Here is a 24,254-nt window from a genome sequence, read left to right on the forward strand (position 1 = left end):
CGGCGGACAACCTGACGGGAGCAAGCCATGCGTGGTGACATCGAGACCTACTTCGAAGACGGCCGGTGGAAGAACAGGGTCGAGGGCAACGACTCCGCCTCGAGCACCCACTTGTCCAAAAAGGACGCTTGCACGAACGGCCGTGAGATGGCCATCGTGCACGCGGTGGACCACATCATCCGCGACCGGGATGGCACGATCAGCGAGCACGACGTCTACCCGCGCGGACGCGACCCGCACACCGTCGCGAGCTGACCTCGGACAGGGACGGCGAAACAGGGCCGGACGCCTTCGGTTTGCCTCGAAAAGTCACGGGTAGCCGCCCGATGACAATGCCCACCCAGAACGAGGTGACCACCATGGTCGACGTACGAACCCGGACACCGCTCCAGCAAGCCGCACTCGGCGTGGGAGCTGTGTTCGCGCTCGTGGGCGTGCTCGGTTTCATCCCCGGCATCACGACGAACTACGACACCATGACGTTCGCGGGGCACCATTCCGAAGCGATGCTCCTCGGCGTCTTCGGAGTCTCCGTCCTGCACAACTTCGTGCACCTGTTGTTCGGCGTCGCGGGTTTCCTGGCGGCGCGGACGGCGAGTGGCTCGCGGGCGTTCCTCATCGGCGGCGGCGCGATCTACCTCGTGCTGTGGCTGTACGGCCTCGTGATCGACAAGGACAGCGCGGCGAACTTCGTGCCGCTCAACGGAGCCGACGACTGGCTGCACCTCGTGCTCGGCCTCGGCATGATCGGCCTGGGTGTCGGGCTCGCCCGGCGGGTGCGCTGATACCGTTGGCGTAGAAGAAGAATCTCCGTCCGTCGGTGCGGAGTCCACGCACACCACCGTGCGCGGACTCCGCACCGGACTGTGTCACGGGTCTTCAGCGGCGTGCATCCGACCCGGAACCGTCGTCCTGAACAGCCGGCGAGACGTCACTCGCGAACCCGCCTGCGGTGGCTGGTGTCGTATGACGGATAGCGCTTGCTGCGACGACACGCGCACACCGCGACCACGAACCGGTCGCTCGTGTGCGTGACCCCGTCGTCGGTGACGATCTCCACTGGCCCCTCGACGAGCATCGGCCCGCTCGGGACAATCGTCATCGTGCACGGGCTTCGCTGAGTCACGGTCGAGGAGTCGGCTCGGCGAGGCACCGCGAAACCGGTCGGGAAAACCTGATCTGCGGCCGGGAGTCGCACGCAGTACGGTAGGTGCGTTGAACCTGATGCGATCTCGCGATGCGTGGGCTTGGACCTCGCCACGTCCAGGAGCGACTGGAAGCAGTCGACGTGGTGGAGGAAACTGATGCCGACCGGGGACGATCGGGCGATGTTCGGTGGTGTGACCACAGGTGAACGAACCTGATGGACCCCAGCGGTCGTGGAGCGACGCGCGGGCAACGGTGATAGCAGCGCTGCGCGACGACGACAACGACCTCGACACGTTGGGGCGTGTCATTCGAGCGTGCGTGGACGTCCTGCCGGTCGACGGCGCCTCCATCTCGGTCATGAGCGGACCTCGTGAGCGGGAGACGGTGTACGCCAGCGACGGGATCGCCGCCCGGATCGAGGACGTCCAGTTCAGCCTCGGCGAGGGCCCGTGCTTCGAGGCGTTCGCCACGCGCAGGCCCGTGCTGGTGCCCGACCTGCGCGTGGCATCGGTCGTGGCGTGGCCGGTGTTCGCCGCGTCGATCGCAGAGTTGCCGATCGGCGCGATCTTCGCGTTCCCGTTGCAGGCGGGTGCCATCGGCATTGGCGCGATCGACCTCTACCGCGCTCGCCCCGGCTGGTTGTCGGCCGACGAACTGGCCGTCGCGCTGGAGGTGGTCGACCTCGTGACGGCGGTGCTGCTCGGACTGCTGCTGGGCGATGCTGACGACCTCGGCGGGCTGCGGGGTGTGCTCTCGCCGCGACGCGAGCAGGTGCACCAGGCGACCGGCATGCTCATCGCCGCTTTCCAGATCTCCGCCGAGGAGGCGCTGGCCCGGCTGCGGGGTTACGCCTTCGTCACGGGAAGGCCGCTCGACGAGGTGGCCGACGACATCGTGCGCCGCAGGCTCTCCCCACTGGAGCTCGGCACATGACCACGTACTCGATGGCGACCCGATCCGGGCAGCACTACCGTCGGACGAAGACAGACAGGAGCTGGTGATGAGCGGTGGCGCACTGTCCAGGACAGAGCGTGAGTCCCGGTTGCTCCGGGCGTTCGTCGAGCTGGCGGACACGCTCGTCGACGACTACGACGTGGTGGACCTGCTGCACCGGCTGGTCGATCACTGCGTTCAGCTGCTCGACGCCACGGCGGCCGGGTTGATGCTGTCCGACCAGCACGGCGGCCTGCGGGTGGTGGCGTACTCCTCCGCGCAGACGCGAATGCTGGAACTGTTCCAGCTCCAGGCGAGCGAAGGCCCCTGCCTGGACTGCGTCAGCACCGGTGAGCCGGTTCTGGTCGGCGACCTGTCGGCACAGACCCGGCGCTGGCCCCGGTTCGCACCGCTCGCCGTCAAGGAGGGGTTCGCCTCCGTGCACGCCGTGCCGATGAGATTGCGCCGCGAGACCATCGGCACGCTGAACCTGTTCCGCCGCGAAACGGGCCTGCTCAGCGACGAGGACCTGCTCGTCGTGCGGGCCCTGGCGGACACGGCGACCATCGGAATCCTTCAGGAACGCGCGATCCGGCGTGGTGAGGTCGTCACCGAGCAACTGCAGACGGCGTTGAACAGCAGGGTGGTCATCGAGCAGGCCAAGGGAGTGCTGGCGTTCGCCGGGAACCTGGAGATGGAGCAGGCGTTCCACGCACTGCGGAGCTACGCGCGCAAGCGCGGCCGCCGTCTGGCCGAAGTCGCGCGCGAACTCGTCGACGGCGAGCTCCGCCCGGAAGATCTCTCCGACTGAGGCCAGCCTCAGTCGGTGTGGGGTGACGCCCTGTCGTGTGTAGGGCGACACCGTTGTGGGTAGCCTCGTCCCGCTGACAGACTCAGCAACCGCCCGGACCCGCGGTCTCATCACCTTGTCGTGGGGAGAACGCCGTGGGCGGCAGTACCGAGCCAGTCACGTACCGGCGGATGAGGATCGCGCTCGTCTCCGAGCACGCCTGCCCGCTCGCCACACCCGGCGCCGGAAGCCAGAGCCTCCACGTCGCGGGGCTCGCGACCGCGTTGACCGCTCTCGGTCACCACGTTGCCGTCTTCACGCGGCGCGATCATCCCCATGTGCCGCAACGGGTGCGGGCCGACGGTGGCTACGACGTGGTGCACGTGCCCGCCGGGCCAGCCGTGCGGCTGAACGGGAACGAGGTGCTCGCTCACGCCGGTGACCTCGTCGGTTTTCTCAAGCGCGCCTGGCAGGAACGACGTCCGGACGTCGTGCACGCCCACGGCTGGCTGTCCGGCATCACCGCCGTGCTGGGGGCCCGCGACGGCCAGGTGCCGGTGGTGCAGACGTTCCACGAGGTGAGCTCGGAGCCGCCGCACGAGCACGCCGGGAACTCGGCGATGTCCCAGCGCCTCACCGTCGAGCGACTGGTCGGCCACGAGGCCGCCCGAGTGGTCGCGACCTCCTCGGCGGAGGCACGTGCGGTGCTCGGCATGGGGATCGACCGGTCGAAACTCGTGGTGGTGCCGCGGGGTGTCGACCTCGACCTGTTCTCACCGGGACGCGCACCCACCGGCAGGCACCGCCCGCGCAAGATCGTGTCGGTCGGAAAGCTGTTGCCCGGTAACGGCTTCGAGGAGATCATCCGCGTACTGCCCACAGTGGACGGAATCGAGCTGGTGATCGCAGGCGCCGGCGCGCAGGGTGACGTCCACGGCGATCCCGAGGCGAAGCGGCTGCTCGCGCTGGCTCGTTCACTGGGGGTGGGAGAGCGCGTCGTGCTGGCCGGGCACGTGCCGTACGCCGAATTGCCCGTCCTGCTGCGCTCCGCGGACGTGGTGGTGTGCGCACCGCGGCAGCAGTCGTCCGGCGGCATGGCGCTGGAAGCGATGGCCTGTGGCACACCGGTTCTCGCCACCGCGGTCGGCGGTCTCATCGACTTCGTGGTGGACGGGCTGACCGGCGTGCTGGTCCCGCCGGGCAAACCGGAGGCGGTGGCCAAGGCGTTGCGCGGTCTGCTCGCCGACAGCACGCAACGGGAGCTGCTCAGCGCCGCCGGGCACGACCGGGCGCACGCGCGGTACTCGTGGCACCGCGTCGCCGCAGACCTGGTGCGCACCTACTCCGCCGCGGCCGGACCCCGGACGCAGGCCCGCTCCGCCGGCTCGTCCCGCTCGGGAACGAGTTCTGCTACCCGATGACGGCCTGCGGCCGACTCAGTGCTGGTCGGGTGGGCGCAGTGACGTGGGCGCGGCGGCGTCGAGGTCCGCCCTGCGCAGGCGGTACACCTGCAGCTCGATCCCGAAGTATTTCGTGGTCTCGCCCACCCAGTGCATGCCGTTGTTGCGCACGGTGGCCGCGGCGCGGGCGTTGTCCGGGCGGACGACGGCGAAAAGCTCGTAGGCGTCGTGATCGAACGCCCAGGCGGCGAGCGCGTGGGTCGCCTCGGTCGCGTAGCCGTGCCCCCACTCGTCGGGACGCAGCTGCCAGCCGATCTCCAGGTCCTCCTTGCCCGGCGGCAACGGCAGCAGGATCGCGCCGCCGATCAGCCGGCCGTCACCGGTGCGCTCGATCGCCCAGCGGCCCGCCGGGACCGGCAGGCGCGCGCACTCGGCGATCCACTGCTGCAACAACAACCGCATGGCCGCCTTGTCCGGCACCCTGTCCATCTCGGGGCTGAGCCAGCGGGTCACCTCGGCGTGCCCGTAGACCTCCAGCGCCGCCGGGGCGTCGCTGACCTTCCACGGACGCAGGGTCAGCCGCTCGGTGGTCAGGGCGTTCGTCGTCGCGGTCACGGGCAGACGCAGCCGCGAGTCAGCGCGGACGCCGTGGTGGCGGTGCAGTAACGCGCGCCGATCGCGTCGTGCTCTTCCCACAAGTGAGGGCACACGTTGCAGACGCCGGTGGAGTCGGCCCGGCCTTCGAGTTCAACGGTCAGGGAAACGGACGTGGGCATGCGGATGCTCCGATGAGAGTGTGCGAAGAAGAGATACCGGGCTGCTTGGTGCGCCCAAGGCGGCACCAGCTCGACCGCTGCTGCACGACATGCCCTCGGTGACCCCATCCTACCTGGTCCCGAGGCTGCCCGACGACTTCACCGACTCGGTCACCCGCGCGGCTGCCTCGTGAGAGCGATACCCCCGTTTGCCAGCAGGAAACCCTTATACCGCAATAACTTCCGTCCTACCCAACTCGTTTGTGAGGGGTGCTGCGGGGTAGCTCGAACTGCGAGCACACGTCGAGACGCTGAGGAGAAGTCGTGAACCACGAAGGCAATGCGGTGGTGCACCAAGCAAGGGATGCCGCCGGCGAGGTGCGCGCGACGGCTGAGGACCAGATCGGGCACGTCGCGCAGGAGGCCAAGTCCCAGGCGGGCAACGTCCTGCACAGCGCCAGGGACAGAATGGCCGACGAGGCCGAAACACAGGCGCGGAAGGTCTCCGGCCAGCTGGACAGGATCGCCGACGAGCTGAGCTCGATGGCCGAGACCGCCGCACCGGACGCCCTGTCGGCGGGAGCCGTCCGCCAGGTCGCCGACACCAGCAGGCAGGCGGCGCGCTACCTCGACGACCAGGGTGCCCGCGGGCTGCTCGACTCCGCGCAGGACTTCGCCCGGCGCAAGCCCGGCGCGTTCCTGCTCGCCGCCGCTGTGGCCGGGTTCCTGGTCGGACGCGTGGTGAAGAGCGCCACCGGCACGCCAAGCGGACGTCCGGCCGCCCAACCGCCACCTGTGCCTGACCCGGAAGTGCCGCAGTTCGCCCCTGCTCCCGTCGCACCGGCTCCCGAGCTCGCCTCGTCGTTCGAGGACGACGGCGTCATCGGCACCGAGGGCGATCGGCAGCGGTTCGCCCCGTACGCGCAGGACTCGGTGCCCGCCGGAGGTGCGCGGAATGTCCAGCCCTGACACGGGTCTTCCTCCCGCACCCGAGCGCGAGTCGCTCGGTGAGCTCGTCGGAGAGCTCGCCCAGGACCTCTCCCGGTTGATGCGCCAGGAGCTCGAGCTCGCCAAGGCCGAACTCCGCGAGGAGGCGAAGAAAGCCGGCAAGGCAACGGGAATGCTCGCCGGCGCGGGCTTCGCCGGGTACATGACCGCGGTGCTGCTGAGCCTCGCCGCGGTCTTCGCACTCGGTGCCGTGCTGCCCCTGGGATGGGCGGCGCTGATCGTCGCCGCCGTCTGGGGCGTCACCGCCTTCGTGCTCTACCACAGCGGCCGCGCCCAGCTCCGCGGAGTCGCCCCGAAACCCGAACGCACAGTCGAATCTCTCCAGGAGGACGCGGCATGGGCACGACACCCGACCAAATAAGGCGCGAGATCGACGGCACCAGAGCGGAGCTCGTGGACGACGCCAACCGCCTCGTCGACCGGACGAGCCTCAGTCGCATCGCCCAGCGCCGCACGGAGAAGATCCGCGGTGGCCTCGCCAGGATGAGGGACAGCGTCATGGGTTCCGCCTCCGGCACCAAGTCGACGATGCAGAGCCAGGCGCACCAGGCCGGGGACGCCGTCGCCGACAACGCGGGCCGTGCCGCGGACGCGGTGCAGGACGCTCCCCGGCAGGCGATGCGGCAGACGCGGGGCAATCCCGTCGCGGCGGGACTCATCGCGTTCGGCGGCGGCCTGCTGGTCGCCTCGCTGCTGCCGCGCTCGCAGGCGGAGCAGGAGGTCGTGGAGGAGATCGGCGAACGCGCGAGCGGCGCCATCGAGCCCGCGAAGCACGCGCTCGCCGAGTCCGCGGGGCACCTGAAGGACGACACGACCTCCGACGTGCGCGACGCGGCGGACGAGGTCAGGCAGGCCGCCTCCGACGCGGCCAGGACCACGGCGGAGCACGGCCGCGCGGTCGTTCACGACGTCAAGTCCTGACGCACCCCGTGCGGGCGGCCGGTCTCCGCCGAGGCCGCCCGCCCGCACGGTTCCGGCGCTCGGTGCGGTTCCGTTGTAGCTCAACGGCATCGGCACGCGCTGATCGACAACACCGGTGCCGGACCGGCACGTCCTGCGCGCGGCGTCCGTGAGCGTAGAGTGGGAGCTCCGAGGGGAACTCGCGCGTCGGCGACCGAGCCAGGCGCCACCCCCGGAGTGTCAGCATCCCCGCCCGGACGGAGGCGGGAGAACCGAGATGATCTCGGGCCCGATCCGCACCAGCCCCACGACGTGGCGCACGAGGGCGTGAACCGACCCACCTGACGGCCGCATCCGGTCGTCTCCTGTGGACAGTGCCTCGCGCCGGCCTCCAGCCGGTGCCGGTGCCGCCTGCCTTCGATCCGAAAGGCCCTTCCGCTTCATGGTTCGCACCTTTGGCTTCCTGAGCACCTATCCACCCACCCAATGCGGCCTCGCGACGTTCACCGCGTCCCTGCGGCGCCACCTGACCGCCGTCACCCCAGGCAGCGGCAGCCGTGTCGTCCGCGTTCTTTCCGACGCCGATCCCGACACCGCGGCGTTGCCCTCCGTGCACCCCATGCGTCCCGGCGCGGTGCAGGACGCGGCCGACGTGCTCAACACGTGTGACGTCGCGGTGGTCCAGCACGAGTACGGGATCTACGCCGGGCGCGACGGCGCGGAGGCGCTGGGCGTCCTCGCCAGGCTGCGGGTCCCGGTGATCGTCGTGCTGCACACGGTGCTCACCTCGCCCACTCCCGGGCAACGCCAGGTGCTCGAGGCGGTCGTCGAACACTCCGACACCGTCGTCACCATGTCGGAGGCCGCCAGAAACCGTCTCCTGGCGGGCTACGCGGTCGAACGGCCGAGCCGGGTCGTGGTTATCCCACACGGTGCCGTTCCCACCGACAGGCCCGCGGTCGGCACGCCCGGCCGCGGACCTCTGATCCTCACCTGGGGCCTGCTCGGGCGCGGCAAGGGCGTGGAGTGGGGCATCCAGGCGCTCGCCTCCCTGCGCGACCTGCGGCCGCGCTACCTCGTGGCGGGCCAGACCCATCCCAAGGTGCTGGCGCACGAGGGTGAGGCGTACCGGACGCACCTGCGTGGCCGCGCCGCCGCCTCCGGCGTCACGGACCTGGTCGAGTTCGACCCGGCCTACCTGGGGGCGAGGGCACTGGCGGACCTGGTCGGCAGAGCCGACGTCGTGCTGCTGCCGTACGACTCGTCCGAGCAGGTCACGTCCGGGGTGCTCGTCGAAGCGCTCGCGGCGCGGAAACCGGTGGTGGCGACCGTGTTCCCGCACGCGGTCGAACTGCTCGGCGACGGCGCCGGCCTGCTGGTGCCGCACCGCGATCCGGCCGCCATCGCCGCGGCACTGCGACGAGTGCTGACCGAGCCCGGCCTCGCCTCCGGAATGCGCCACCGTTCCGCGAGCCTGGGAGCCGTGCTGAGCTGGCCCGCGGTGGCGGGTCGCTACCGCGAGCTCGCGGAGAACCTGATCGCGGAGAAGCTCTTCGACGCGCGGGTCGTGACGAGGTGACCGGCCCCGACTTCACCCACCTGATCCGGCTCAGCGACGACACCGGCCTCTACGAGCACGCGGAGGGCCCGCTGCCGCGCATCGAACACGGCTACTGCCTCGACGACGTAGCGCGCGGCTTGGTCGTGCTGTGCCGCGAACCGGAACCGGCCACCGAACTGGCCGCCCTGGCCGAGCACTACCTCGCCTTCGTCGCCTACGCGCAGGCCGAGGACGGGCGTTTCCACAACCGGCTCGGCCCCGACCGGCGCTGGCGGGACGAACCGGGGCTGGGCGACTGGTGGGGGCGCGCGCTGTGGGGACTGGGCACCGCCGCCGCCCGCTCGCCGGTGCCCGCGGTCCGGCTGGCCGCGCTGGAGTGCTTCGAGCGCGCCGCCCACCACCGGCCGCCCTCGGTGCGCACGATGGCGTTCGCCGCCCTCGGTGCCGCCGAGGTGCTTGCCGCCGATCCGCTCCACACCTCCGCCGCCGCCCTGCTCGGCGACATCACCTCGTACATCGGCGGACCGCGTCCCGGCGCGGACTGGCCGTGGCCGGAGAACCGGCTGTTCTACGCCAACGCCGTGCTGCCGGAGGCGTTGATCGCGGCGGGTGACCTCCTCGGCAGCGACGAGGTCCGCGACGGCGGCCTGCGGCTGCTGGACTGGCTGCTGACCGCGGAGTCCACGGACTTCCACCTCTCGCCGGTCTCCCCCGCCGGGTGGTACCTCGGCGAGCCGCGTCCGGCGTTCGACCAGCAACCCGTCGAGGCCGCCGCGATGGCCGACGCCTGCGCCCGCGCCTACCGGGTCACCGCCGACCCCCGGTGGCTCGCCGGTGTCCGTTGTTCGATCGCGTGGTTCAACGGCGACAACGACCGCAGCGCGTTGATGCACGACGTGCGGACCGGCGGTGGCTACGACGGGCTGACCCCGAACGGCCCCAACATCAACCAGGGCGCCGAGTCGACCCTCGCGCTGCTGTCGACGCTGCAACACCTGCGCACGCTCCAGGAGAGCACCGGATGATCCCCCGCGTCACGCGCGACCCGCTGCGGCTGCGCCCGGACCCCCGCCGGGTCATCACCAAGCTCTTCGTGCCGGGAGAGGAGGTTCCCGAACACGAGTCGCGGGCCGCGGGCGTGATCCGGAGGGTGATGGCACTCGACGAGGACACGGTGCTGGCCGCGCTCGAGCGCACGGTCCGCCTGTTCGCCGGACGGCACCGGGACGTGCGCGTGACCTTCGCGGACAACTTCGCGAGCGTCAGCCACCGGCTGGCCGCGGACGCCGACCTCTCCGAGTCCCGCCGGTTGCTGATCGGCGCGTACTTCACCCACGAGTACGCCGTGGAGGGCGCCGCGCTGTGCAACCCGTCCGTGGTCGCTCACCCCGACCAGGCTGGAACGGCACCGGGTGAGCTCCGGTTCGTGCTGAGCGTCCGCGGCATCGGCGAGGGCCACGTGTCCTCGGTCGGCTTCCGGACCGGACTGGCCGGTCCGGGCGCCGCGCTCACCGTGGACCCGCAACCGAGCATCATCAGCACGGGTGCGCGGACGGAGGCGGTCTACGAGAAGAGCCTCTTCCTCGGCACGCTCGCCGAACGCGGCCACGACGACGAGGTCTCCGCCGTGCTGACCCGGTGGCTGCCCTCGCGGTTCACCGGCGCGGAACTGGACGAGCTGCTGGCAGGCCTGCACCCGAAGCTGGTCGCCAGGCAAGCCGCGCACCGGACCATCGAGCTGATCAGGTGGATCGCCGCGTGCAACTACACCACCGAGTTCCCGGACGACTCGGTGGTGAGCGGCCGGGTGCTCTGGCCGTCGGGCCCTTCCGAACGCCACGGCATGGAGGACGCCAGGTTCGTGCGCTTCACCGACGACGACGGCGAGCAGACCTACTACGCCACCTACACCGCGTACGACGGCGTCGACGTGGCACCACAACTGTTGCAGACCAACGACTTCCGCACCTTCCGAGTCACCCAGACGACCGGCTCGGCCGCGCGCAACAAGGGCATGGCGCTGTTCCCGAGGCGAATCGGCGGCAGGTTCGTGGCGTTGTCCCGAGGAGACGGCGAGAGCACGGCCGTCACGACGTCGGGCGACATCAGGACCTGGGACGAAGCACGGCCCGTGGCACGACCCGCGAGGGACTGGGAGCTCGTCCAGGTCGGCAACTGCGGCTCACCGATCGAGACGCCAGAGGGCTGGCTGGTGCTGACCCACGGCGTCGGCCCCATGCGGCTCTACTCGATGGGAGCGATGCTGCTCGACCTCGACGAACCCCACCGGGTGCTGGCCAGCCTGCCGGAACCGCTGCTGACGCCGAGCTCCGCCGAACGCGACGGCTACGTGCCCAACGTCGTCTACTCGTGCGGCGGCCTGCTGCACGACGACACGCTGGTCATCCCGTACGGCGCGAGCGACGCCACCATCGGCCTCGCCACGGCGCCGATAGGCGACCTGCTCGCCGCGATGGTCCGGTGACTCCGTCGCGCTCGCGTTTCGCTGCGGCCGCAAGGCGGGTAACCGGTGCCGACAGGCAGTAGCGTTCGCCCGAGACCCCGGCGGCACTGACGAAATCGCCGTTCCGGAGGTTCGCGACGTGAACACGACAACGACACCACGCGTGCAGGCAGCACCACAGCCGATGCTCGCGGGTGAGAACACCCCGTTCGAGAGGTTCCTGGTCAAGCTCTTCGCGGTGGTCCCCGCGCTGGCGCTGGCCGCCGCGGTCCCGTTCGCCTGGGGCTGGGGCCTCGGCTGGACCGACATCGCCCTCGCCGCCTTCTTCTACACGCTCACCTGTCTCGGCGTGACGATCGGCTTCCACCGCTACTTCACCCACGGCGCCTTCAAGGCCAACCGGGGCCTGCGGATCGGGCTCGCGGTGACCGGCAGCATGGCGATGCAGGGACCGGTGATCGGCTGGGTCGCCGACCACCGCCGCCACCACGCCTTCGCCGACCGCGAGGGCGACCCGCACTCCCCCTGGTTGTTCGGCACCTCGGCGGGCGCGCTGGCCAAGGGGTTCTGGCACGCCCACATGGGGTGGATGTTCCGCCGCGAGCTCACCAACGCCGCCCGCTTCGCCCCCGACCTGCTCGCCGATCACGACGTCCAGCGCGTCAACCGCCTCTTCCCCGTGCTGACCGCCGTGACACTCCTGGCACCGGCAGTGGCGGGCGGGCTGATCAGCTGGAGCTGGTGGGGCGCGCTCACGGCGTTCTTCTGGGCGAGCCTCGTCCGGGTGGCCGTGCTGCACCACGTCACGTGGTCGGTCAACTCCCTCTGCCACATGATCGGCGACCGGCCGTTCGAGGCACGCGACAAGTCGGCGAACTTCTGGCCGCTCGCGATCCTGTCCATGGGCGAGTCCTGGCACAACTCCCACCACGCTGACCCCACCTGCGCACGCCACGGTGTCCGCCGCGGGCAGATCGACATCTCCGCACGGCTGATCCGGGTGTTCGAGATCCTCGGCTGGGCCACCGCCGTGCGCTGGCCGAGGCCAGAACGCCTGGCGCGCAAGCTGAAGCCGGTCGGCGACGCCCGCACGGCGGCTCGGTAGCTCACCGCCACGCCGGGGCGAGGTCCTCCTCGGCGTGCACGACCATGGACTCCAGCACGGGGCCGCCGAACGTCGTGACCATCGCGACGTCCGCGGCGTCCCGGCCCCGGCCGATCACGACACGTCCTTTGCGGGGCGTGTTGTTGCGCGGGTCAAAGGTCCACCAGCGGTCACCCAGCCAGACCTCCATCCACGCCGCGAAGTCCATCGGCGCGCCGTCCGGCGGCACGTCCAGATCCGGCAGGTAGCCGAAGACGTACCGGGCGGGGATGTTGAGCGCACGGCAGAAGGAGATCGCCAGGTGGGTGAAGTCGCGGCAAACCCCGATCCCCGCCTCGTTGACGTCGGCCGCGGTGGACAGGGCCGTCGAAGTGCCGTAGCCGAACCGGAGCGACTCGTGGACGTGCCGGCAGATGGCCCGCACCCTGCCGTAGCCAGGCCGGTGCGCGCCGAACCTCGACCAGGCCTCGTCGCCCAGCACGTCGGACACGCAGTAGCGGCTTGGCAGCGTGTACAGCAGCACGTCATCGGGAAGATCGCCGGGCCACACCTCCGGCGCGCCCTCGTCGACGTCCTCGACGCGGTCGGGCACGTCCACCCACGCGGAGTAGTTCACTGTGGACAATCCCGGTGGCAGCACCAGGCGCGCGAGCCAGTTGCCGTAGACGTCGAAGTGGTGCTGCACGGGCGCGTCCGGTTCAGCGAACAGGTTCTCGCTGCTCACCCGCACGTCGCCGTGCCGGTCCGGGCGCACCAGGAACACCGCCGGCGTGGGCACCTCGGCGCGGTAGGTGAACGCACACCCGACGCGGAGCAGTCGAGTGCCCCGCGTCGTGTGCGCCCCGCCGCCGTCGCGTGCCGTCACCGCACCCGCTCAGGGACGTGGTCGAGCGCGCGCAACACGTCGACGGCCAAGTCCCGTGTGGCCTTGCCATCGAGCTCGGTGCGGTTGGTCAACACGTCCTCCACCATCTTGAGCCGGCGGCCATAGGCCGAGGTGTAGTTCGATTCGGTCATCAGGCTTCTCTCGTCTTCTGCTGGGGCAACCGGCCACCCTCGGTGTCCCATGCGTCCACAGTGGACTCTTCGGAACGCTTGACACCCGCGCGGAAGAGGTCCTCGACGGTGTCGGCGTTGTCCTGCCGGGCAGCGCTCGTCATCATGTGGTGGGCGGCGAACGGGTCGGTGTCCGACGGGACGACGAGCAGCGTGAGCCGGCGCCGGTCTCCTGCGATCAGGTCGAGGGTGTGCGCGGGCCTGGTCCAGAACCCGTTCAGGCGAACGCGGACGCCGTCGGCGACGAGCCGGCGCGGCGCCGCCTCCCATTCGGCCAGGCCGTAACTCACCCGCGTGATCCCGTCCAGCCGAACTGCCGGCGCCGCGAGCAGCGCCGGCAGTTCGGCGGCGAGGTCCCGGGAACGCGGCCACCAGGCACCGTCGACGTAACCCGAGACGGGCGCCTCCGGTCGCAGCCGCAGTCGCGACTGCTGCAGAGGCCGTTCGCCGGCCGATGGGGTTGCGGACAGGTGCGGAGCCGACGTCATGCCGGGACTCCCGTCTCCGGCCGGAGAACGGCCGGTTCAGGCTTTCGCCGAGCACGACAGGAGCTCGATCGCTCAGGTGCGGGATGTTCTCGGTGAACTCGACCGTACTCCCTTTTCTCCTTCCCCACCGATCAGGCACCCGCGGCGTCAGAGCGGGGAGAGGCCTGAGGTGTGCTCGACCGGTCCTTCCGGCGCCAGGCTGGGAAAACCGCCCGGACCCCGCGGTGCTCCGTTCTCGCAACCGCCCGCCTCCGCGTCGATCCGGAACAACTGGCCCGTGTCCGCACCTCATCTCGTCGGCTCCGCGAACGCCAGGCGCCGGTGGCTCACTCGAACCCTGGGCACGCGCCGCTGTGGTGTTGCTCGCCGAAGCGGTGACCACCCTGGTGCTGAACCAGTTCGTCACCACTCAACTCCGCGCACGCTCACCGGAGGTCACCGGCCTGACGAGGGAGCCCCGGCCCCGCCGGTGACGCCGAACGGGCGGCGGACAGGCAGAACAGCGCCTCGCCGACGTCGAGGTGGAGATCCAGCACACCGGACAACCCGGTTCTCAGCAGGGGCAGCCTCACCTGCCGGGTGCGCGCCACCACGCACAGGTTCGTCGCGGTCGAATGCGCGGCTTCTCGCACCTCGAGCAGGACGGTGAGCCCGGCCGCGCACAGGAGGCTCACCTCGGAGAGGTCGACCACGAGGTGGCTCGTGATCGGCAACTGCACGACTACGCGCTCCCGCAGCACAGCGGCGGTGGACATGTCCACCTCGCCGCTCACGGACACCACAATCGCACCGGACGCCGCGGTCCAGGTGGTCGTGGCAAGAAGGGCGGTGGGCCGGCCCGTCCGAGCAGGACACGGGCCGGTCATGGTGGTGACGTCCTGGTGTGCCATGGCACCTTCCCTCGTCGCTGACGACACGCCGGGTCCAGGGCACTTGCCTCGACGTTACACCCGCGAACGGCCCAGGCGGAAGCTCAGCGGCCACGCCACCGGAAAGATCCACAGTGGACGTTCGCGCGGAACCGAGGCAAGGGCGTAGCGTTGGGACATCGAAGAATCGCTGAACGACCAACGACAGAACACGGGCTCGTCCCAGGTCACGGGGAGGGTTCGGACCGGCGCCGCCGTGGTGGCAGGCGTGCTGGTGCTCCTCGCGGCGGCTTTCACCGCGCTGCTCGGCATCGACCAGGCGGGGACCGTGCTGCTCGGCGCCCTCGGCTGGATGGTCGCGCTGGCGGCGCGTCTGCCGGTGCTGGGGTCGGCGGGAAGGCTGCACGCCGTGCGCCGCCGGGACACCATCATCGCGACGGTCTCCGGCGCCACCGACGAAGTGGTGCGGCTCGCGCTGGTCCTCGTCACCGTCAACGGTGCGGCGTCCGCGCTCTGGGCCGGCTTCGGCTGGGCGCTGGCAGCGCTCGTGTTCGTCGCAGCCACCGAACTGACGGCGTTCACCTGGCCCCTCGGGCGTCAAGCGACCGAACAGCTGAAGGCGCAGGGCGGGTTCGTGAGCACGCATCCCGTGCACAGCGCGGTGCGCGGCCTCGTGGCCATCTCGTTCCACCTGGGCGCGACATCGCTGCTCACCGCCGGGCCGTGGTGGGTGCTGGCCACCGCGGCCGCGCACGTGTCGGTGAACGTGGCGTTCGCGCGGTGGGCCCGCTCGCGGCTCGTGCCGGTCGAGGTGTTCGGTGCCGTCGTGAGCGCAGGACTGGTGCTGGCAGGCTTGCTCAGCACCGGAGTGCTCGGCTGAGCACCGAGGGAGCGTGCGCCGGGGGAGGCACGCTCGCCGCGGTGGACAGAATGCCGGTCAGTCCTTCTTGAAGGCGTCCTTGAGCTTTTCCGTCGACTCCTTGAGGTGGCCCTTGGCCTGGTCCTTCTTGCCCTCGTTCTCGAGCGACCTGTCACCGGTCGCCTCGCCGACGCCTTCCTCGACCTTGCCCTTGAACTGGTCGGCCTTGGCGTCGAACTTGTCGTCGGTGCCCATGATTTCCTTTCCCCCCACCTGAATTTCAAGTGGGACGTCGACCCCAGGATGCCCCCGGACACCCGCCTCAACCCTCGACAGCGCCACAGCCCGTCAGGGTTTGCGACGCCGGCGGCGGGGAATTCCAGACGAGGGCGTGCGAGTGCGCACCGTTCACCTACCGATGACCCCGGACCCCGGCGTCGGCGATCGACACCGGAGGTACAACCGTCGTGAGCAACGACCGCGTGGGCTCGTCGTCCACGCGGAACACAGTTCCTCCCGCCTTGCGCGTCAGTGCGGCGCTGGGGTGGCGTTTTCTCGTCGTTGTCGCCTCGATCTACGTGATCGGCGTCATCTTCGGCAGGCTGGCGTCACTCGTCGTGCCGCTCGCGATCGCCTTGCTGCTGGCCGCTTTGCTCGCACCGGCCGTGGGTTTTCTCATGTCGAAGCGGTTTCCCCGCGGCCTCGCCACCGTCGTAGTCCTGGTCGCAGGGCTGGTCGTGCTCGGCGGGCTGCTCACGTTCGTCGTGATGACCTTCGTCAACGGCGTGCCGGACCTGGCCGCACAACTGGCCCGCAGCATCGACGCGGTGACCGGCTGGCTCGTCAACGGCCCGTTGCGGCTCAGCGAGTCACAGCTGAGCGAGTTCGCGGACCGAATCGTGAAAACCTTGCAGGACAACCAGTCCGGCATCACGTCGAGCGCGATCACCACCGCCGCGACGGTGGGCGAGACCCTCGTCGAGATGCTGCTGGTGCTGTTCGCGCTCGCATTCTTCCTCTACGACGGCCCGCGGATCTGGCAGTTCCTCATCCGCGTCGTCCCCGACGGCCCTCGCCGGCGGGTGGACGTCGCGGGCAGGCGCAGTCTGGCGGCGCTGGTCAGCTACGTCCGCGCCACCGGAGCGGTCGCCGTGGTGGACGCGCTCGGCATCGGCATCGGACTGGCCGTGCTGGGCGTCCCTCTCGCGGTTCCGTTGGCAGCGCTGGTGTTCATCGGCGCGTTCGTCCCGATCTTCGGCGCCGTCGTGGCGGGCGGAGTGGCCGTCCTCATCGCACTCGTCGCGAACGGCCCGGTGACCGCGGCGATAGTCCTGATCATCGTCATCGCGGTGAACCAGCTGGAAAGCCATGTCCTGCAACCGTTCCTGCTGGGGCGTGCGGTGAAGCTGCACCCCCTCGCGGTCGTGCTGGCCATCGCGAGCGGACTCCTCGTCGCGGGCATCGCCGGAGCGTTGCTCGCGGTGCCGCTGCTGGCCGTGCTCAACTCCGCCATCCGCTCGCTGCTGAGCGAGGCGGACGAACACGTGGCACCCGCCGACGTGCACACCAGCGAACCAGAAGAGTCCGCGCCGGACGAACCCGGACAGGACGCGGAAGCCGACACACCGAGACCCGGAGCAGGTACATGACCTCAACGCACGACGTGCTTCCCGCGAAAGCGAACCGACCACGCGGCAGCGACTTCGCCCGGCTGACGGCGGAGCTGAAAGCCGCCGGCCTGCTGGGCCGTCGCCGCGGCTACTACCTGGCGCGCATGGCGATCAACGGCGTCCTGCTCGGCGCGATCGCGGTGACGTTCGCACTGCTGGGTGACTCGTGGTGGCAAGTGCTCCTGGCGGTGGCCCTGGCCGTGGCCTCGACGCAGCTGGCGTTCATCGGCCACGACGCCGGACACCGCCAGATCTTCCGCAGCCGCCGCAACAACGACGTGGTCGGGCACCTGCACGGCAGCCTCACCGGGATCAGCTACCAGTGGTGGGTGGCCAAGCACAACCGTCACCACGCCAACCCCAACCACGAGGGCCAGGACCCGGACATCGAGATCCACGCCCTCGCGTTCAGCCGCGCCCAGGCACAGGGGAAGCGGGGCCTGTACGGCTGGATCACCCAGCACCAGGCGTTCCTCTTCTTCCCGCTGCTGCTCGCCGAAGCGACCGTGCTGCGGATCTCCGGCCTGATCGCTTTGTACCGCAACGAACTGCGCAACCCGTGGCGCGAGGCCGCGCTGCAGATCGTGCCGCTGGCCGCCTACCTGGTGGCCGTGTTCCTGGTGCTGTCGCCGCTGAAGGCCGTCGTGTTCATCGCCGTGCACCAGGGGCTGATGGGCGTCTACCTGGGCTGCTCGTTCGCGCCCAACCACAAGGGAATGCCGATCATCGCCGAGGGCCAACGCCTCGACCACCTCCACAAGCAGGTGCTCACCTCCCGCAACGTCACCGGCGGCCGCTGGGTCGACACCCTGCTCGGGGGCCTGAACCACCAGATCGAACACCACCTCTACCCGCACATGCCGCGCCCCGACCTGCGCCGCGCACAGCCCCTCGTCGAGGACTTCTGCCTGCGGCACGGCATCCCGTACAGCAAGACCACCATGATCCGGTCGTACGCCCAGGTGCTGCGCCACCTGCACGACGCCGGAGCACCTCTGCGGAACCGATGAACCCCCTGCCTTGTCCCCCAATGGAAAGCATCCAATGACCTCGTGCACGACGAACGACCTGTTCAGCCACACCGAAACGCAGCACCCCGGCGCGCGGAGCACCGGGACCGAATCCGGCCGACCGATCTGGACGAACCTGTTCCAGGAGCCCGGCCGGCACCGCGACCGTCCCCGGCCGGCCGAGAAGAACCCCGATGCCGGACGGGTCTAGAGGCGTCGCAGGAGCACCAGCGCGATGTCGTCCTGTTTGCCGGTGCCGAGTTCGGCGAGCAGCCGGTCGGAGAGCTCGTCCATGTCGTCGCCGTGGGACGCGGCGACTCGGAGCATTTCCATGCCCTCGTCCAGGTCGAGGCCCGGACGTTCGATGAGTCCGTCGGTGGTGAGCAGGACCGTCATCCCGACGGGCAGCGGGACCTCGGTGGGTTCCGGCCGGGCGAGGCCGATGCCCAGCAGCGGGCCTTTCACGTCGAGGTAGCGGGAGCCGTCCTCGTTCGTCACGAGGGGAGGCACGTGGCCCGCGTTGGCGACGAGCATCGTGCCCTTGTCCAGGTCCACCTGCAGCAGGCACATGGTCGTGAGGCCGCTGATGGGGTGGAAGCGCTCCAGCATGGTGTCGAGCCGGCGCAGGATCTCCGCCGGTGGGTGTTCTTCGGAAGCGAAGGCGCGCAACGCGTGCCGCGCCTCGCCCATGATCGTGGCCGCCTCGATCGAGTGCCCGCACACGTCGCCGATCGCGATCAGCATCTGACCGTCGACCTCGATGACGTCGTAGAAGTCGCCGCCGATCTCGGCGTTGCTCGACGCGGGCACGTAGCGCGCGGTCATCGCCAGGCCGGGGTGGCTGGGCAGGTCTCGCGGCAGCAGGCTGCGCTGCAACGTCAACGCGAGCGAGTGCTCCTCGGCGAACACGCGAAGGCCTTCCGCCGCCAGAGCGGTCGTCTGGGCGAGCTGCCTCAGGAGGTTGCGGTCGTCTTCCGCGACGGCCGCCGTCGGGTCGACGGCGATGCAGATCGGCGGCCTGCCCGACTTCGAGCGGGCGACCGCGGCGAAGGCCGGCTTCTGCTGCCACACCGGCTCGTCCACCGCGACGCCCCTGACGCCGACCCCGGGGCTCTCAGCGAAGATCCAGTTCCCCAGTCCGCCGGACTCCGATCGAAGGTCCACTTCGGACCGACGGGCGGCGCAGGCCGCGACGCGCACCGAACCCGCCGGGGTGATGAGGACCGCGGTCGCCTCGCCGTCGAGCACGTCCGCCGCACCGGCCGCCGCGGCGGAGACCAGTTCGTCGAACGTCGTGGCCCCGTTGATGGCGAACGTGGCGGCGGTCAGGCGGGTGAGCCGGTCGGCCAGGTGCTCGGCGCGGGCTCGGGCCCGGTGGTAGCGGACGGCCGCCTCGACGTTCGCGAGCAGCTCGCCGGGGTCGAGCGGCTCGGCGAGGTAGGCGTCGGCGCCCCGCCGCAGCCCGTTGATCTTGTCCTCGGGTTCGATGTAGGTGGCCGAGACCAGCACCACCGGGATCGAGCTCGTGCGGGGGTCGCTCTTGATCCGCTCGGTGACGTCGAATCCGCTCATGTCGGGCAGGTTCACGTCGAGCAGCACGAGGTCGAACGGACGCTCGGCCAGGATCGCGAGCGCCTGCGCGGCGGTGGTCGCCTCGGTCACGGTGTGCCCGCTGCGGCGCAGCCAGCTCGACGCGATGAACCGGCTCGCTTCCAGGTCGTCGACCACGAGCACCGACGCGACGGCGGCCTCCGCGACCTCACTCATCGGTTGTCCGTCCTCGTGCGGCGAACTGGGCGTCGCGCACCGCGCGACGTACGGACTCCGTGGAGACGCGCGAGTGGTGCAGCAGGGCGGCGCCGAGTCCGTTGACGGTGCGGGCGAGGCTTCCGGGGTCGTCGCCGCACACGACCACGACCGGCACGTGCCGCAGTTCCGGGTCGAGGCGCAGCACCGCGAGCACCGCGCTGCCGCTCATCAACGGCGTGCTCGCGTGCAGCACGATCAGGTCCGGGTGCCGCGACTTGGCGAGGTTCAACGCCCTGCGCCCGTCCTCGGCCTCGACGACCTCCTCGGCCAGCTCCCCCACGACATCGGCCAGCCGGGCACGCTCCTGCTCGTCGCCGTGGGCGATCAACGCCCGGCCGACCGGGGCGGGCTGAACGTCCTCGTCCTGGGCGACCGGCAGGACGAGCACGACCTGGGTGCCGGAGCCCGGCGTGCTGCTCAACGTCAGCGTGCCGCCGAGGATCTCCGCGAGTTTGCGGGCGTAGGGCAGGCCGAGGCCGGTGCCTCCGGCGTCGACCTGCAACGCGCCGGGGACCTGGTAGAACTCCTCGAAGACCTTGGCCTGCTCGTGTTCGGGGATGCCGATACCGGTGTCGGTGATCTCGAAGCGGATCTCGTCCGGGCCGGGTCCGCGCAGGGCGGTGAAACGCACCTCTCCCTGTTCGGTGAACTTCACCGCGTTGGACAGCACGTTGCGCAGGATGCGCACCAGCAGCGTCTCGTCGGTGACCAGAGACGGCAACTCCGGCAACGGGTCGACGACCAGACGCACGTCCCCGCTGCGCAGCAGCGGTTGCAACGAGGCCCTCAGCTGGGCGAGCACGTAGTCGAGGGCGACCGGTGCCAGCTGCGGCTGCAGGCCTCCCGACTCCGCCTTGGCCGTGTCGAGCAGCTCGTTGACCAGCGACAGCAGGGTCGCCGCCGACGAGTTGATCAGGTCTACGTGCCGGCGCTGGTCGTCGGTCATCGGATCGCCGCCGGGGGCGCCGAGCAGCCGGGTGAGTCCGACGACCGAGTTGATCGGGGAACGCAGTTCGTGGCTGATGTTGGTCCAGAACCGGATCCGTGCCGCCGCGCCGTCGCGCAGCTCGGCGGACTTGGCGTCCAGGTCCGCGTAGAGCGCGACCACGCCCTGGTTCGTCTGCTCCAGCTCGTCGGTCAGTTCCTGGTGCAGAGCGACGACGCCGCGGTTGGTGTCCTCCAGCTCGGCGTTGAGCCGCTCCAGCTCCTTGCTCTTGAGCTCCAGGTTCTCCAGGGTCTCCAGCAGTTCCTGGTTCTGGGCTCGCAACTCGTCCAGGGCGGTGCCGCTGCCGGCGTCGCGGAGCTCGTCGCGCAGCCGCGCGAGCCGGTCCTCGTCGACCGTCACCGCGGCGAGGTGCTTCACGAGCGTCACGCCGGACGCGTCGAACCGGACCTCGTCCATCAGCCTGCGCGCGGTGTCCCAGCCGGGTCCCGAGTCGGTCGACGCGGTGCCGGACCAGGTCAGCTCGACCAGCAACGCGGGCGTGGCGCCGTCCTGGACGCGGAACACGGCTTTCGTCGCCACGTGCTGGCGAACCAGTTCGCGACCGACATCGCTCAGCGCGGTCGCGACCCTGACCTGGTTCTGCCCTTCGAGGCCGACCGCCGCGGCGACCTCACGACCGTGGTGGCGCACCAGGAACACGTCCTGCTCGCCACCGATGGTCAGCCGCACCAGTTCCGTCGTGCTCATCGCGGCTTGCCCACCAGAACGCACGCGTCGTCCTTGCGCACCCCCGCGCCGCGCAGCAACGTCGCCGCGATCAGCACGGGCGGATCGACGAACAGATCACTGCCGTGATCGTCGAAGCCCCACCGCTCGGTGAGGCCGTCGGAGTGCAACACCACCACGGCATTGTCCGGCAACGCGTAGTCGAACACGCGGATCGTGCGTGCCTGGTGGCCCGCGACGCCGGGAACCGAGATCATGCCCTGCTTGCGCCCCTCCCCCAGCACCGCCGCGGCGATGTTGCCCAGCCCGCAGTACCGCACGGACTTGGCCACGAGGTCGATCTCCGCGATGCCCACCGCGCCACCACGAGTGCCGCGCAGTTCGGCGTGCACTCGCGCGACGATCTCCTCGGGCCGTGCGTGCGACATCTCGCGGAACAGCCGGACGGCGGCGGTGGACGCGGTGGCGGCCAACGGGCCGTGCCCAGAACCGTCGCACATCATCAGCATCAACCGGCCCGGTGTGCGGCAGGCCGCGTAGGCGTCACCGCACACTTGCTCGCCGCTGATCGGCCTGGTCAGACCAGCGGCGTCATCGGCAGCCACGGCACCACCGCGGACCGGGAAGCGCGCCACCAGAACGGTGCCCAGGCCCGAGCGCGAGGTCATCGCGGTGCTCCCCGCCAGTCTCGCGACCGCGCCGAGTCCCACGCCCAGGGTGCCGGTGGTCGACTGACCGTCCTGACGCGCCAGGTCGAGGTCGCGGATGCCCGGTCCGCGGTCGATCGCGACGATCTCCACTGCCTCGTCCCGCTCACCCCGGATCGCGCGGATCAGCACGATCCCCTGCCGCGCGTGCTTGTGCAGGTTGGTGCCGATCTCGGTGACCGCGATCCCGAGCTCCGCGACACGGGTGCCGCTGAAGCCGAGCCGTTCGGCGAGCGCGGTCGCCGAACGACGGGCGCGGCCGACGTGGGCGGGTTCCTCGACCGGCAGCCAGGCGACGTCCTCCGCCGTCGGCAGACACGACGAGTTGATCATCTCTTCCACTTCACCACCGTCACGACCGTGCCGCGACCGGGTTCGGTGTCGAGGTCGAACTCGTCGGCCAGCCGGCGGGCTCCGCTCAGGCCGAGACCGAGGCCCTGTCCGCTGCTCCAGCCGTCGGCCAGTGCCAGCGTGACGTCCGGGATACCTGGCCCCTCGTCGTGGAACGAGGCGCGCACGCCGGCCCGGCGGCCGTCGTGGATCTCTTCGACGCGGGCGAAACCGCCACCGCCGTAGATCAGGGTGTTGCGCGCCAGCTCGCTGGCCGCGGTGACGAGCTTCGTCTGATCGACCAGCGAAAGCTTCACCCGCTGTGCGTAGGCGCGCACCAGCTGACGAACCCGCACGACATCGTCGTCGCCGTTGATCGGCAGTTCTTCCGGCCCATCGGACCGGGCGGTCATCAGGCGTCCTGCGGAAACTCGTCGGAGCGCACGCCCCGACGGTGCCGGTCGATCTGACCGAGGATCTTCATGCCGCGTTCCAGATCGAGCGCGGTGCGCACGCCGCCCAGCGTGAGCCCGAGCTCGACCAACGTGATCGCCACGGCGGGACGCATGCCCACCACGACGGTGTCGGCGTCGAACAGCCGCGAGATCGACGCGATCGTGGCGAACATCCGCCCGATGAACGAGTCGACGATCTCCACCGCGGAGATGTCGATGATCACGCCGTGCGCACCGGTCGCGCTGATCCGCTCAGCCAGATCCTCCTGCAACGCCAGCACGCTCTGGTCCTGCAGGTCGATCTGGATGGAGACCAGCAGCACGCCGCCGATCTTCAGAATCGGGACGCGTTCCATCAGCGCGTCTCCCGGCGGACGACGTCGACGCCCTCGCGCCGCAACGCGTGCCGCAGAGCGTCCGCGAGCGAGGCCTTGGTGACGATGTCGCCGAACTCGATGCCCAGCGCCACGATCGTCTGCGCGATCTGCGGCCGGATGCCGGACACGGTGCACTCGGCTCCCATGAGCCTGGCCGCCACCACGGTTTTGAGCAGGTGCTGCGCGACCTGGGTGTCCACGGCGAGCACACCGGTGATGTCGATGATCGCGTGCTCCGAGCCGGTTTCGACCAGCGCTTCGAGCAGCTTCTCCATCACCACCTGGGTGCGCGCGGAGTCCAGCGTGCCCACCAGCGGCACCGCGAGCACGCCTTCCCAGATCTTGACCACCGGCGTGGTCAGTTCGAGCAGCTGTTCCGACTGCTCCTTGATGATCTCCTCACGGGCCTGCGCGTACGTCTCGAACGTCCACAAACCGAGACTGTCCAGCAGACTGGAAAACGTCATGACCTGACGGAACAGCTGCGGGTCGTCGTCGTTCTCGGTGAGTTCGAAGACCGCACGCTTGAGGGAGAACACGCTCGACGCGGTCTCCGAAGGAGTGAAGCCGACCCGCGCCCGGCCGCGCGAGTACTCCTCCAGCAACGACCGGATGTCGCCGAACTCCGGTGCGGAGATGTCCCGCCCGTCGTTGCCCACCAACGGCAGCAGCGCCTGGAAGAACTCGCGGAAGTCGCCCTCCAGCTCGGCCTTCGCCGCCCGGCCGCGGAGCAACGCCGCGACCCCGCTCACCCACTTCTCGACCAGCGGATCGGTGTTCGCCCTCAACAGCTCCGCCAAGCTGGCGCGCCCTGCGTCCGCAGTCACTCAGGCCTCCTCGGCCTAGTACATCCCACAGACGGTAGTCAGCGAGACCGACAGTCAACC

General features: G+C 70.3%; 30 protein-coding genes. 16 read left to right on the forward strand and 14 right to left on the reverse strand.

The annotated features are described in order from the left end of the window. The first annotated feature begins 27 nt into the window (after nucleotides 1-27). Together JNUCC0626_RS12985 and JNUCC0626_RS12990 are read left to right on the forward strand one after the other, a co-directional pair. Entirely contained in the window at nucleotides 28-255 is a 228-nt protein-coding gene (locus tag JNUCC0626_RS12985; RefSeq protein ID WP_394619974.1) for a DUF2188 domain-containing protein, read from the forward strand. Nucleotides 256-359: 104 nt separating this feature from the next. After that, nucleotides 360-785 carry a DUF4383 domain-containing protein gene (locus JNUCC0626_RS12990; protein ID WP_394619975.1) on the forward strand — a complete coding sequence of 142 codons (426 nt, stop codon included), beginning with the start codon at nucleotides 360-362 and terminating at the stop codon, nucleotides 783-785. A gap of 146 nt (nucleotides 786-931) precedes the next feature. Here JNUCC0626_RS12990 and JNUCC0626_RS12995 read toward each other — a convergent pair whose 3' ends face one another. Beyond that, the gene (locus JNUCC0626_RS12995; RefSeq protein ID WP_394619976.1) at nucleotides 932-1,102 is read right to left on the reverse strand and encodes a CDGSH iron-sulfur domain-containing protein; all 171 of its coding nucleotides are present in this window, start codon (nucleotides 1,100-1,102) and stop codon (nucleotides 932-934) included. 248 nt (nucleotides 1,103-1,350) lie between these two features. On the opposite strand from JNUCC0626_RS12995, the gene JNUCC0626_RS13000 reads away from it, so the two are divergent. From JNUCC0626_RS13000 to JNUCC0626_RS13010, 3 genes are all read left to right on the forward strand, one after another. Continuing rightward, the gene (locus JNUCC0626_RS13000; protein WP_394619977.1) at nucleotides 1,351-2,082 is read left to right on the forward strand and encodes a GAF and ANTAR domain-containing protein; all 732 of its coding nucleotides are present in this window, start codon (nucleotides 1,351-1,353) and stop codon (nucleotides 2,080-2,082) included. A gap of 67 nt (nucleotides 2,083-2,149) precedes the next feature. Then, nucleotides 2,150-2,893 (forward strand): GAF domain-containing protein, encoded by a 744-nt coding sequence (locus JNUCC0626_RS13005; RefSeq protein ID WP_394619978.1) that lies wholly within the window; start codon nucleotides 2,150-2,152, stop codon nucleotides 2,891-2,893. Nucleotides 2,894-3,027: 134 nt separating this feature from the next. Beyond that, nucleotides 3,028-4,293, forward strand: a complete 1,266-nt coding sequence (locus JNUCC0626_RS13010; RefSeq protein WP_394619979.1) for a glycosyltransferase — start codon at nucleotides 3,028-3,030, stop codon at nucleotides 4,291-4,293. A gap of 15 nt (nucleotides 4,294-4,308) precedes the next feature. Here JNUCC0626_RS13010 and JNUCC0626_RS13015 read toward each other — a convergent pair whose 3' ends face one another. After that, nucleotides 4,309-4,887 carry a GNAT family N-acetyltransferase gene (locus JNUCC0626_RS13015; RefSeq protein ID WP_394619980.1) on the reverse strand — a complete coding sequence of 193 codons (579 nt, stop codon included), beginning with the start codon at nucleotides 4,885-4,887 and terminating at the stop codon, nucleotides 4,309-4,311. Then, entirely contained in the window at nucleotides 4,884-5,048 is a 165-nt protein-coding gene (locus tag JNUCC0626_RS13020; RefSeq protein ID WP_394619981.1) for an RGCVC family protein, read from the reverse strand. Before JNUCC0626_RS13020 ends, JNUCC0626_RS13015 begins: the two co-directional genes overlap by 4 nt. A 303-nt stretch (nucleotides 5,049-5,351) precedes the next feature. Here JNUCC0626_RS13020 and JNUCC0626_RS13025 point away from each other — a divergent pair, with 303 nt between their 5' ends. From JNUCC0626_RS13025 to JNUCC0626_RS13055, 7 genes are all read left to right on the forward strand, one after another. Beyond that, complete coding sequence (locus JNUCC0626_RS13025; protein WP_394619982.1) at nucleotides 5,352-5,996, forward strand: hypothetical protein; 645 nt, start codon at nucleotides 5,352-5,354, stop codon at nucleotides 5,994-5,996. After that, nucleotides 5,983-6,396 (forward strand): phage holin family protein, encoded by a 414-nt coding sequence (locus tag JNUCC0626_RS13030; RefSeq protein ID WP_394619983.1) that lies wholly within the window; start codon nucleotides 5,983-5,985, stop codon nucleotides 6,394-6,396. Before JNUCC0626_RS13025 ends, JNUCC0626_RS13030 begins: the two co-directional genes overlap by 14 nt. Nucleotides 6,397-6,428: 32 nt before the next feature. Beyond that, complete coding sequence (locus tag JNUCC0626_RS13035) at nucleotides 6,429-6,956, forward strand: DUF3618 domain-containing protein (RefSeq protein WP_394619984.1); 528 nt, start codon at nucleotides 6,429-6,431, stop codon at nucleotides 6,954-6,956. 421 nt (nucleotides 6,957-7,377) lie between these two features. Next, nucleotides 7,378-8,514: a glycosyltransferase gene (locus JNUCC0626_RS13040; RefSeq protein ID WP_394619985.1), complete on the forward strand. Its 1,137-nt coding sequence runs from the start codon at nucleotides 7,378-7,380 to the stop codon at nucleotides 8,512-8,514. Next, nucleotides 8,511-9,521, forward strand: coding sequence for a hypothetical protein (locus tag JNUCC0626_RS13045; RefSeq protein WP_394619986.1), 1,011 nt, complete (start codon nucleotides 8,511-8,513; stop codon nucleotides 9,519-9,521). The genes JNUCC0626_RS13040 and JNUCC0626_RS13045 overlap by 4 nt, the downstream gene beginning before the upstream one ends. Further along, nucleotides 9,518-10,981, forward strand: coding sequence for a glycoside hydrolase family 130 protein (locus JNUCC0626_RS13050; protein WP_394619987.1), 1,464 nt, complete (start codon nucleotides 9,518-9,520; stop codon nucleotides 10,979-10,981). Before JNUCC0626_RS13045 ends, JNUCC0626_RS13050 begins: the two co-directional genes overlap by 4 nt. A gap of 163 nt (nucleotides 10,982-11,144) precedes the next feature. Continuing rightward, nucleotides 11,145-12,065, forward strand: a complete 921-nt coding sequence (locus tag JNUCC0626_RS13055) for an acyl-CoA desaturase (protein ID WP_394622029.1) — start codon at nucleotides 11,145-11,147, stop codon at nucleotides 12,063-12,065. Between the two features lies 1 nt (nucleotide 12,066). Here JNUCC0626_RS13055 and JNUCC0626_RS13060 read toward each other — a convergent pair whose 3' ends face one another. From JNUCC0626_RS13060 to JNUCC0626_RS13075, 4 genes are all read right to left on the reverse strand, one after another. Beyond that, nucleotides 12,067-12,930: a transglutaminase-like domain-containing protein gene (locus JNUCC0626_RS13060; RefSeq protein ID WP_394619988.1), complete on the reverse strand. Its 864-nt coding sequence runs from the start codon at nucleotides 12,928-12,930 to the stop codon at nucleotides 12,067-12,069. Then, nucleotides 12,927-13,082 carry a DUF6307 family protein gene (locus tag JNUCC0626_RS13065; RefSeq protein WP_394619989.1) on the reverse strand — a complete coding sequence of 52 codons (156 nt, stop codon included), beginning with the start codon at nucleotides 13,080-13,082 and terminating at the stop codon, nucleotides 12,927-12,929. The genes JNUCC0626_RS13060 and JNUCC0626_RS13065 overlap by 4 nt, the downstream gene beginning before the upstream one ends. Further along, nucleotides 13,082-13,609, reverse strand: coding sequence for a DUF5994 family protein (locus JNUCC0626_RS13070; protein WP_394619990.1), 528 nt, complete (start codon nucleotides 13,607-13,609; stop codon nucleotides 13,082-13,084). The genes JNUCC0626_RS13065 and JNUCC0626_RS13070 overlap by 1 nt, the downstream gene beginning before the upstream one ends. Nucleotides 13,610-14,034: 425 nt before the next feature. Next, nucleotides 14,035-14,499 (reverse strand): STAS domain-containing protein, encoded by a 465-nt coding sequence (locus tag JNUCC0626_RS13075; protein ID WP_394619991.1) that lies wholly within the window; start codon nucleotides 14,497-14,499, stop codon nucleotides 14,035-14,037. A 247-nt stretch (nucleotides 14,500-14,746) separates the two neighbouring features. Between JNUCC0626_RS13075 and JNUCC0626_RS13080 the strand changes: the two genes are divergently transcribed. Next, nucleotides 14,747-15,358: a hypothetical protein gene (locus tag JNUCC0626_RS13080; protein ID WP_394619992.1), complete on the forward strand. Its 612-nt coding sequence runs from the start codon at nucleotides 14,747-14,749 to the stop codon at nucleotides 15,356-15,358. 57 nt (nucleotides 15,359-15,415) lie between these two features. Here JNUCC0626_RS13080 and JNUCC0626_RS13085 read toward each other — a convergent pair whose 3' ends face one another. Beyond that, nucleotides 15,416-15,592, reverse strand: a complete 177-nt coding sequence (locus JNUCC0626_RS13085) for a CsbD family protein (RefSeq protein WP_394619993.1) — start codon at nucleotides 15,590-15,592, stop codon at nucleotides 15,416-15,418. Nucleotides 15,593-15,804: 212 nt separating this feature from the next. Between JNUCC0626_RS13085 and JNUCC0626_RS13090 the strand changes: the two genes are divergently transcribed. From JNUCC0626_RS13090 to JNUCC0626_RS13100, 3 genes are read left to right on the forward strand one after another with little or no spacing between them, the layout of a single operon-like run. Further along, the gene (locus JNUCC0626_RS13090) at nucleotides 15,805-16,986 is read left to right on the forward strand and encodes an AI-2E family transporter (protein ID WP_394619994.1); all 1,182 of its coding nucleotides are present in this window, start codon (nucleotides 15,805-15,807) and stop codon (nucleotides 16,984-16,986) included. After that, a complete protein-coding gene (locus tag JNUCC0626_RS13095) occupies nucleotides 16,983-18,017 on the forward strand; it encodes a fatty acid desaturase family protein (protein ID WP_394619995.1) in 1,035 nt (344 codons plus the stop codon). The genes JNUCC0626_RS13090 and JNUCC0626_RS13095 overlap by 4 nt, the downstream gene beginning before the upstream one ends. Nucleotides 18,018-18,051: 34 nt before the next feature. Continuing rightward, entirely contained in the window at nucleotides 18,052-18,228 is a 177-nt protein-coding gene (locus JNUCC0626_RS13100; RefSeq protein ID WP_394619996.1) for a hypothetical protein, read from the forward strand. Here the strand turns inward: JNUCC0626_RS13100 and JNUCC0626_RS13105 are convergent. From JNUCC0626_RS13105 to JNUCC0626_RS13130, 6 genes are read right to left on the reverse strand one after another with little or no spacing between them, the layout of a single operon-like run. Continuing rightward, nucleotides 18,225-19,784 carry a SpoIIE family protein phosphatase gene (locus JNUCC0626_RS13105; RefSeq protein WP_394619997.1) on the reverse strand — a complete coding sequence of 520 codons (1,560 nt, stop codon included), beginning with the start codon at nucleotides 19,782-19,784 and terminating at the stop codon, nucleotides 18,225-18,227. The genes JNUCC0626_RS13100 and JNUCC0626_RS13105 overlap by 4 nt on opposite strands. Then, a complete protein-coding gene (locus JNUCC0626_RS13110; protein WP_394619998.1) occupies nucleotides 19,777-21,519 on the reverse strand; it encodes an ATP-binding response regulator in 1,743 nt (580 codons plus the stop codon). Before JNUCC0626_RS13110 ends, JNUCC0626_RS13105 begins: the two co-directional genes overlap by 8 nt. Beyond that, nucleotides 21,516-22,538 (reverse strand): ATP-binding protein, encoded by a 1,023-nt coding sequence (locus tag JNUCC0626_RS13115; protein ID WP_394622030.1) that lies wholly within the window; start codon nucleotides 22,536-22,538, stop codon nucleotides 21,516-21,518. Before JNUCC0626_RS13115 ends, JNUCC0626_RS13110 begins: the two co-directional genes overlap by 4 nt. Beyond that, on the reverse strand, nucleotides 22,535-22,948 hold the full coding sequence (locus JNUCC0626_RS13120) for an anti-sigma regulatory factor (protein ID WP_394619999.1): 414 nt from the start codon (nucleotides 22,946-22,948) through the stop codon (nucleotides 22,535-22,537). Before JNUCC0626_RS13120 ends, JNUCC0626_RS13115 begins: the two co-directional genes overlap by 4 nt. After that, a complete protein-coding gene (locus tag JNUCC0626_RS13125) occupies nucleotides 22,948-23,346 on the reverse strand; it encodes an STAS domain-containing protein (RefSeq protein ID WP_394620000.1) in 399 nt (132 codons plus the stop codon). The genes JNUCC0626_RS13120 and JNUCC0626_RS13125 overlap by 1 nt, the downstream gene beginning before the upstream one ends. Beyond that, complete coding sequence (locus JNUCC0626_RS13130) at nucleotides 23,346-24,194, reverse strand: STAS domain-containing protein (protein ID WP_394620001.1); 849 nt, start codon at nucleotides 24,192-24,194, stop codon at nucleotides 23,346-23,348. Before JNUCC0626_RS13130 ends, JNUCC0626_RS13125 begins: the two co-directional genes overlap by 1 nt. Nucleotides 24,195-24,254: the final 60 nt, after the last annotated feature.

It is taken from the genome of Lentzea sp. JNUCC 0626, from assembly GCF_043632865.1.
In the GTDB taxonomy this organism is placed as follows: domain Bacteria; phylum Actinomycetota; class Actinomycetes; order Mycobacteriales; family Pseudonocardiaceae; genus Lentzea.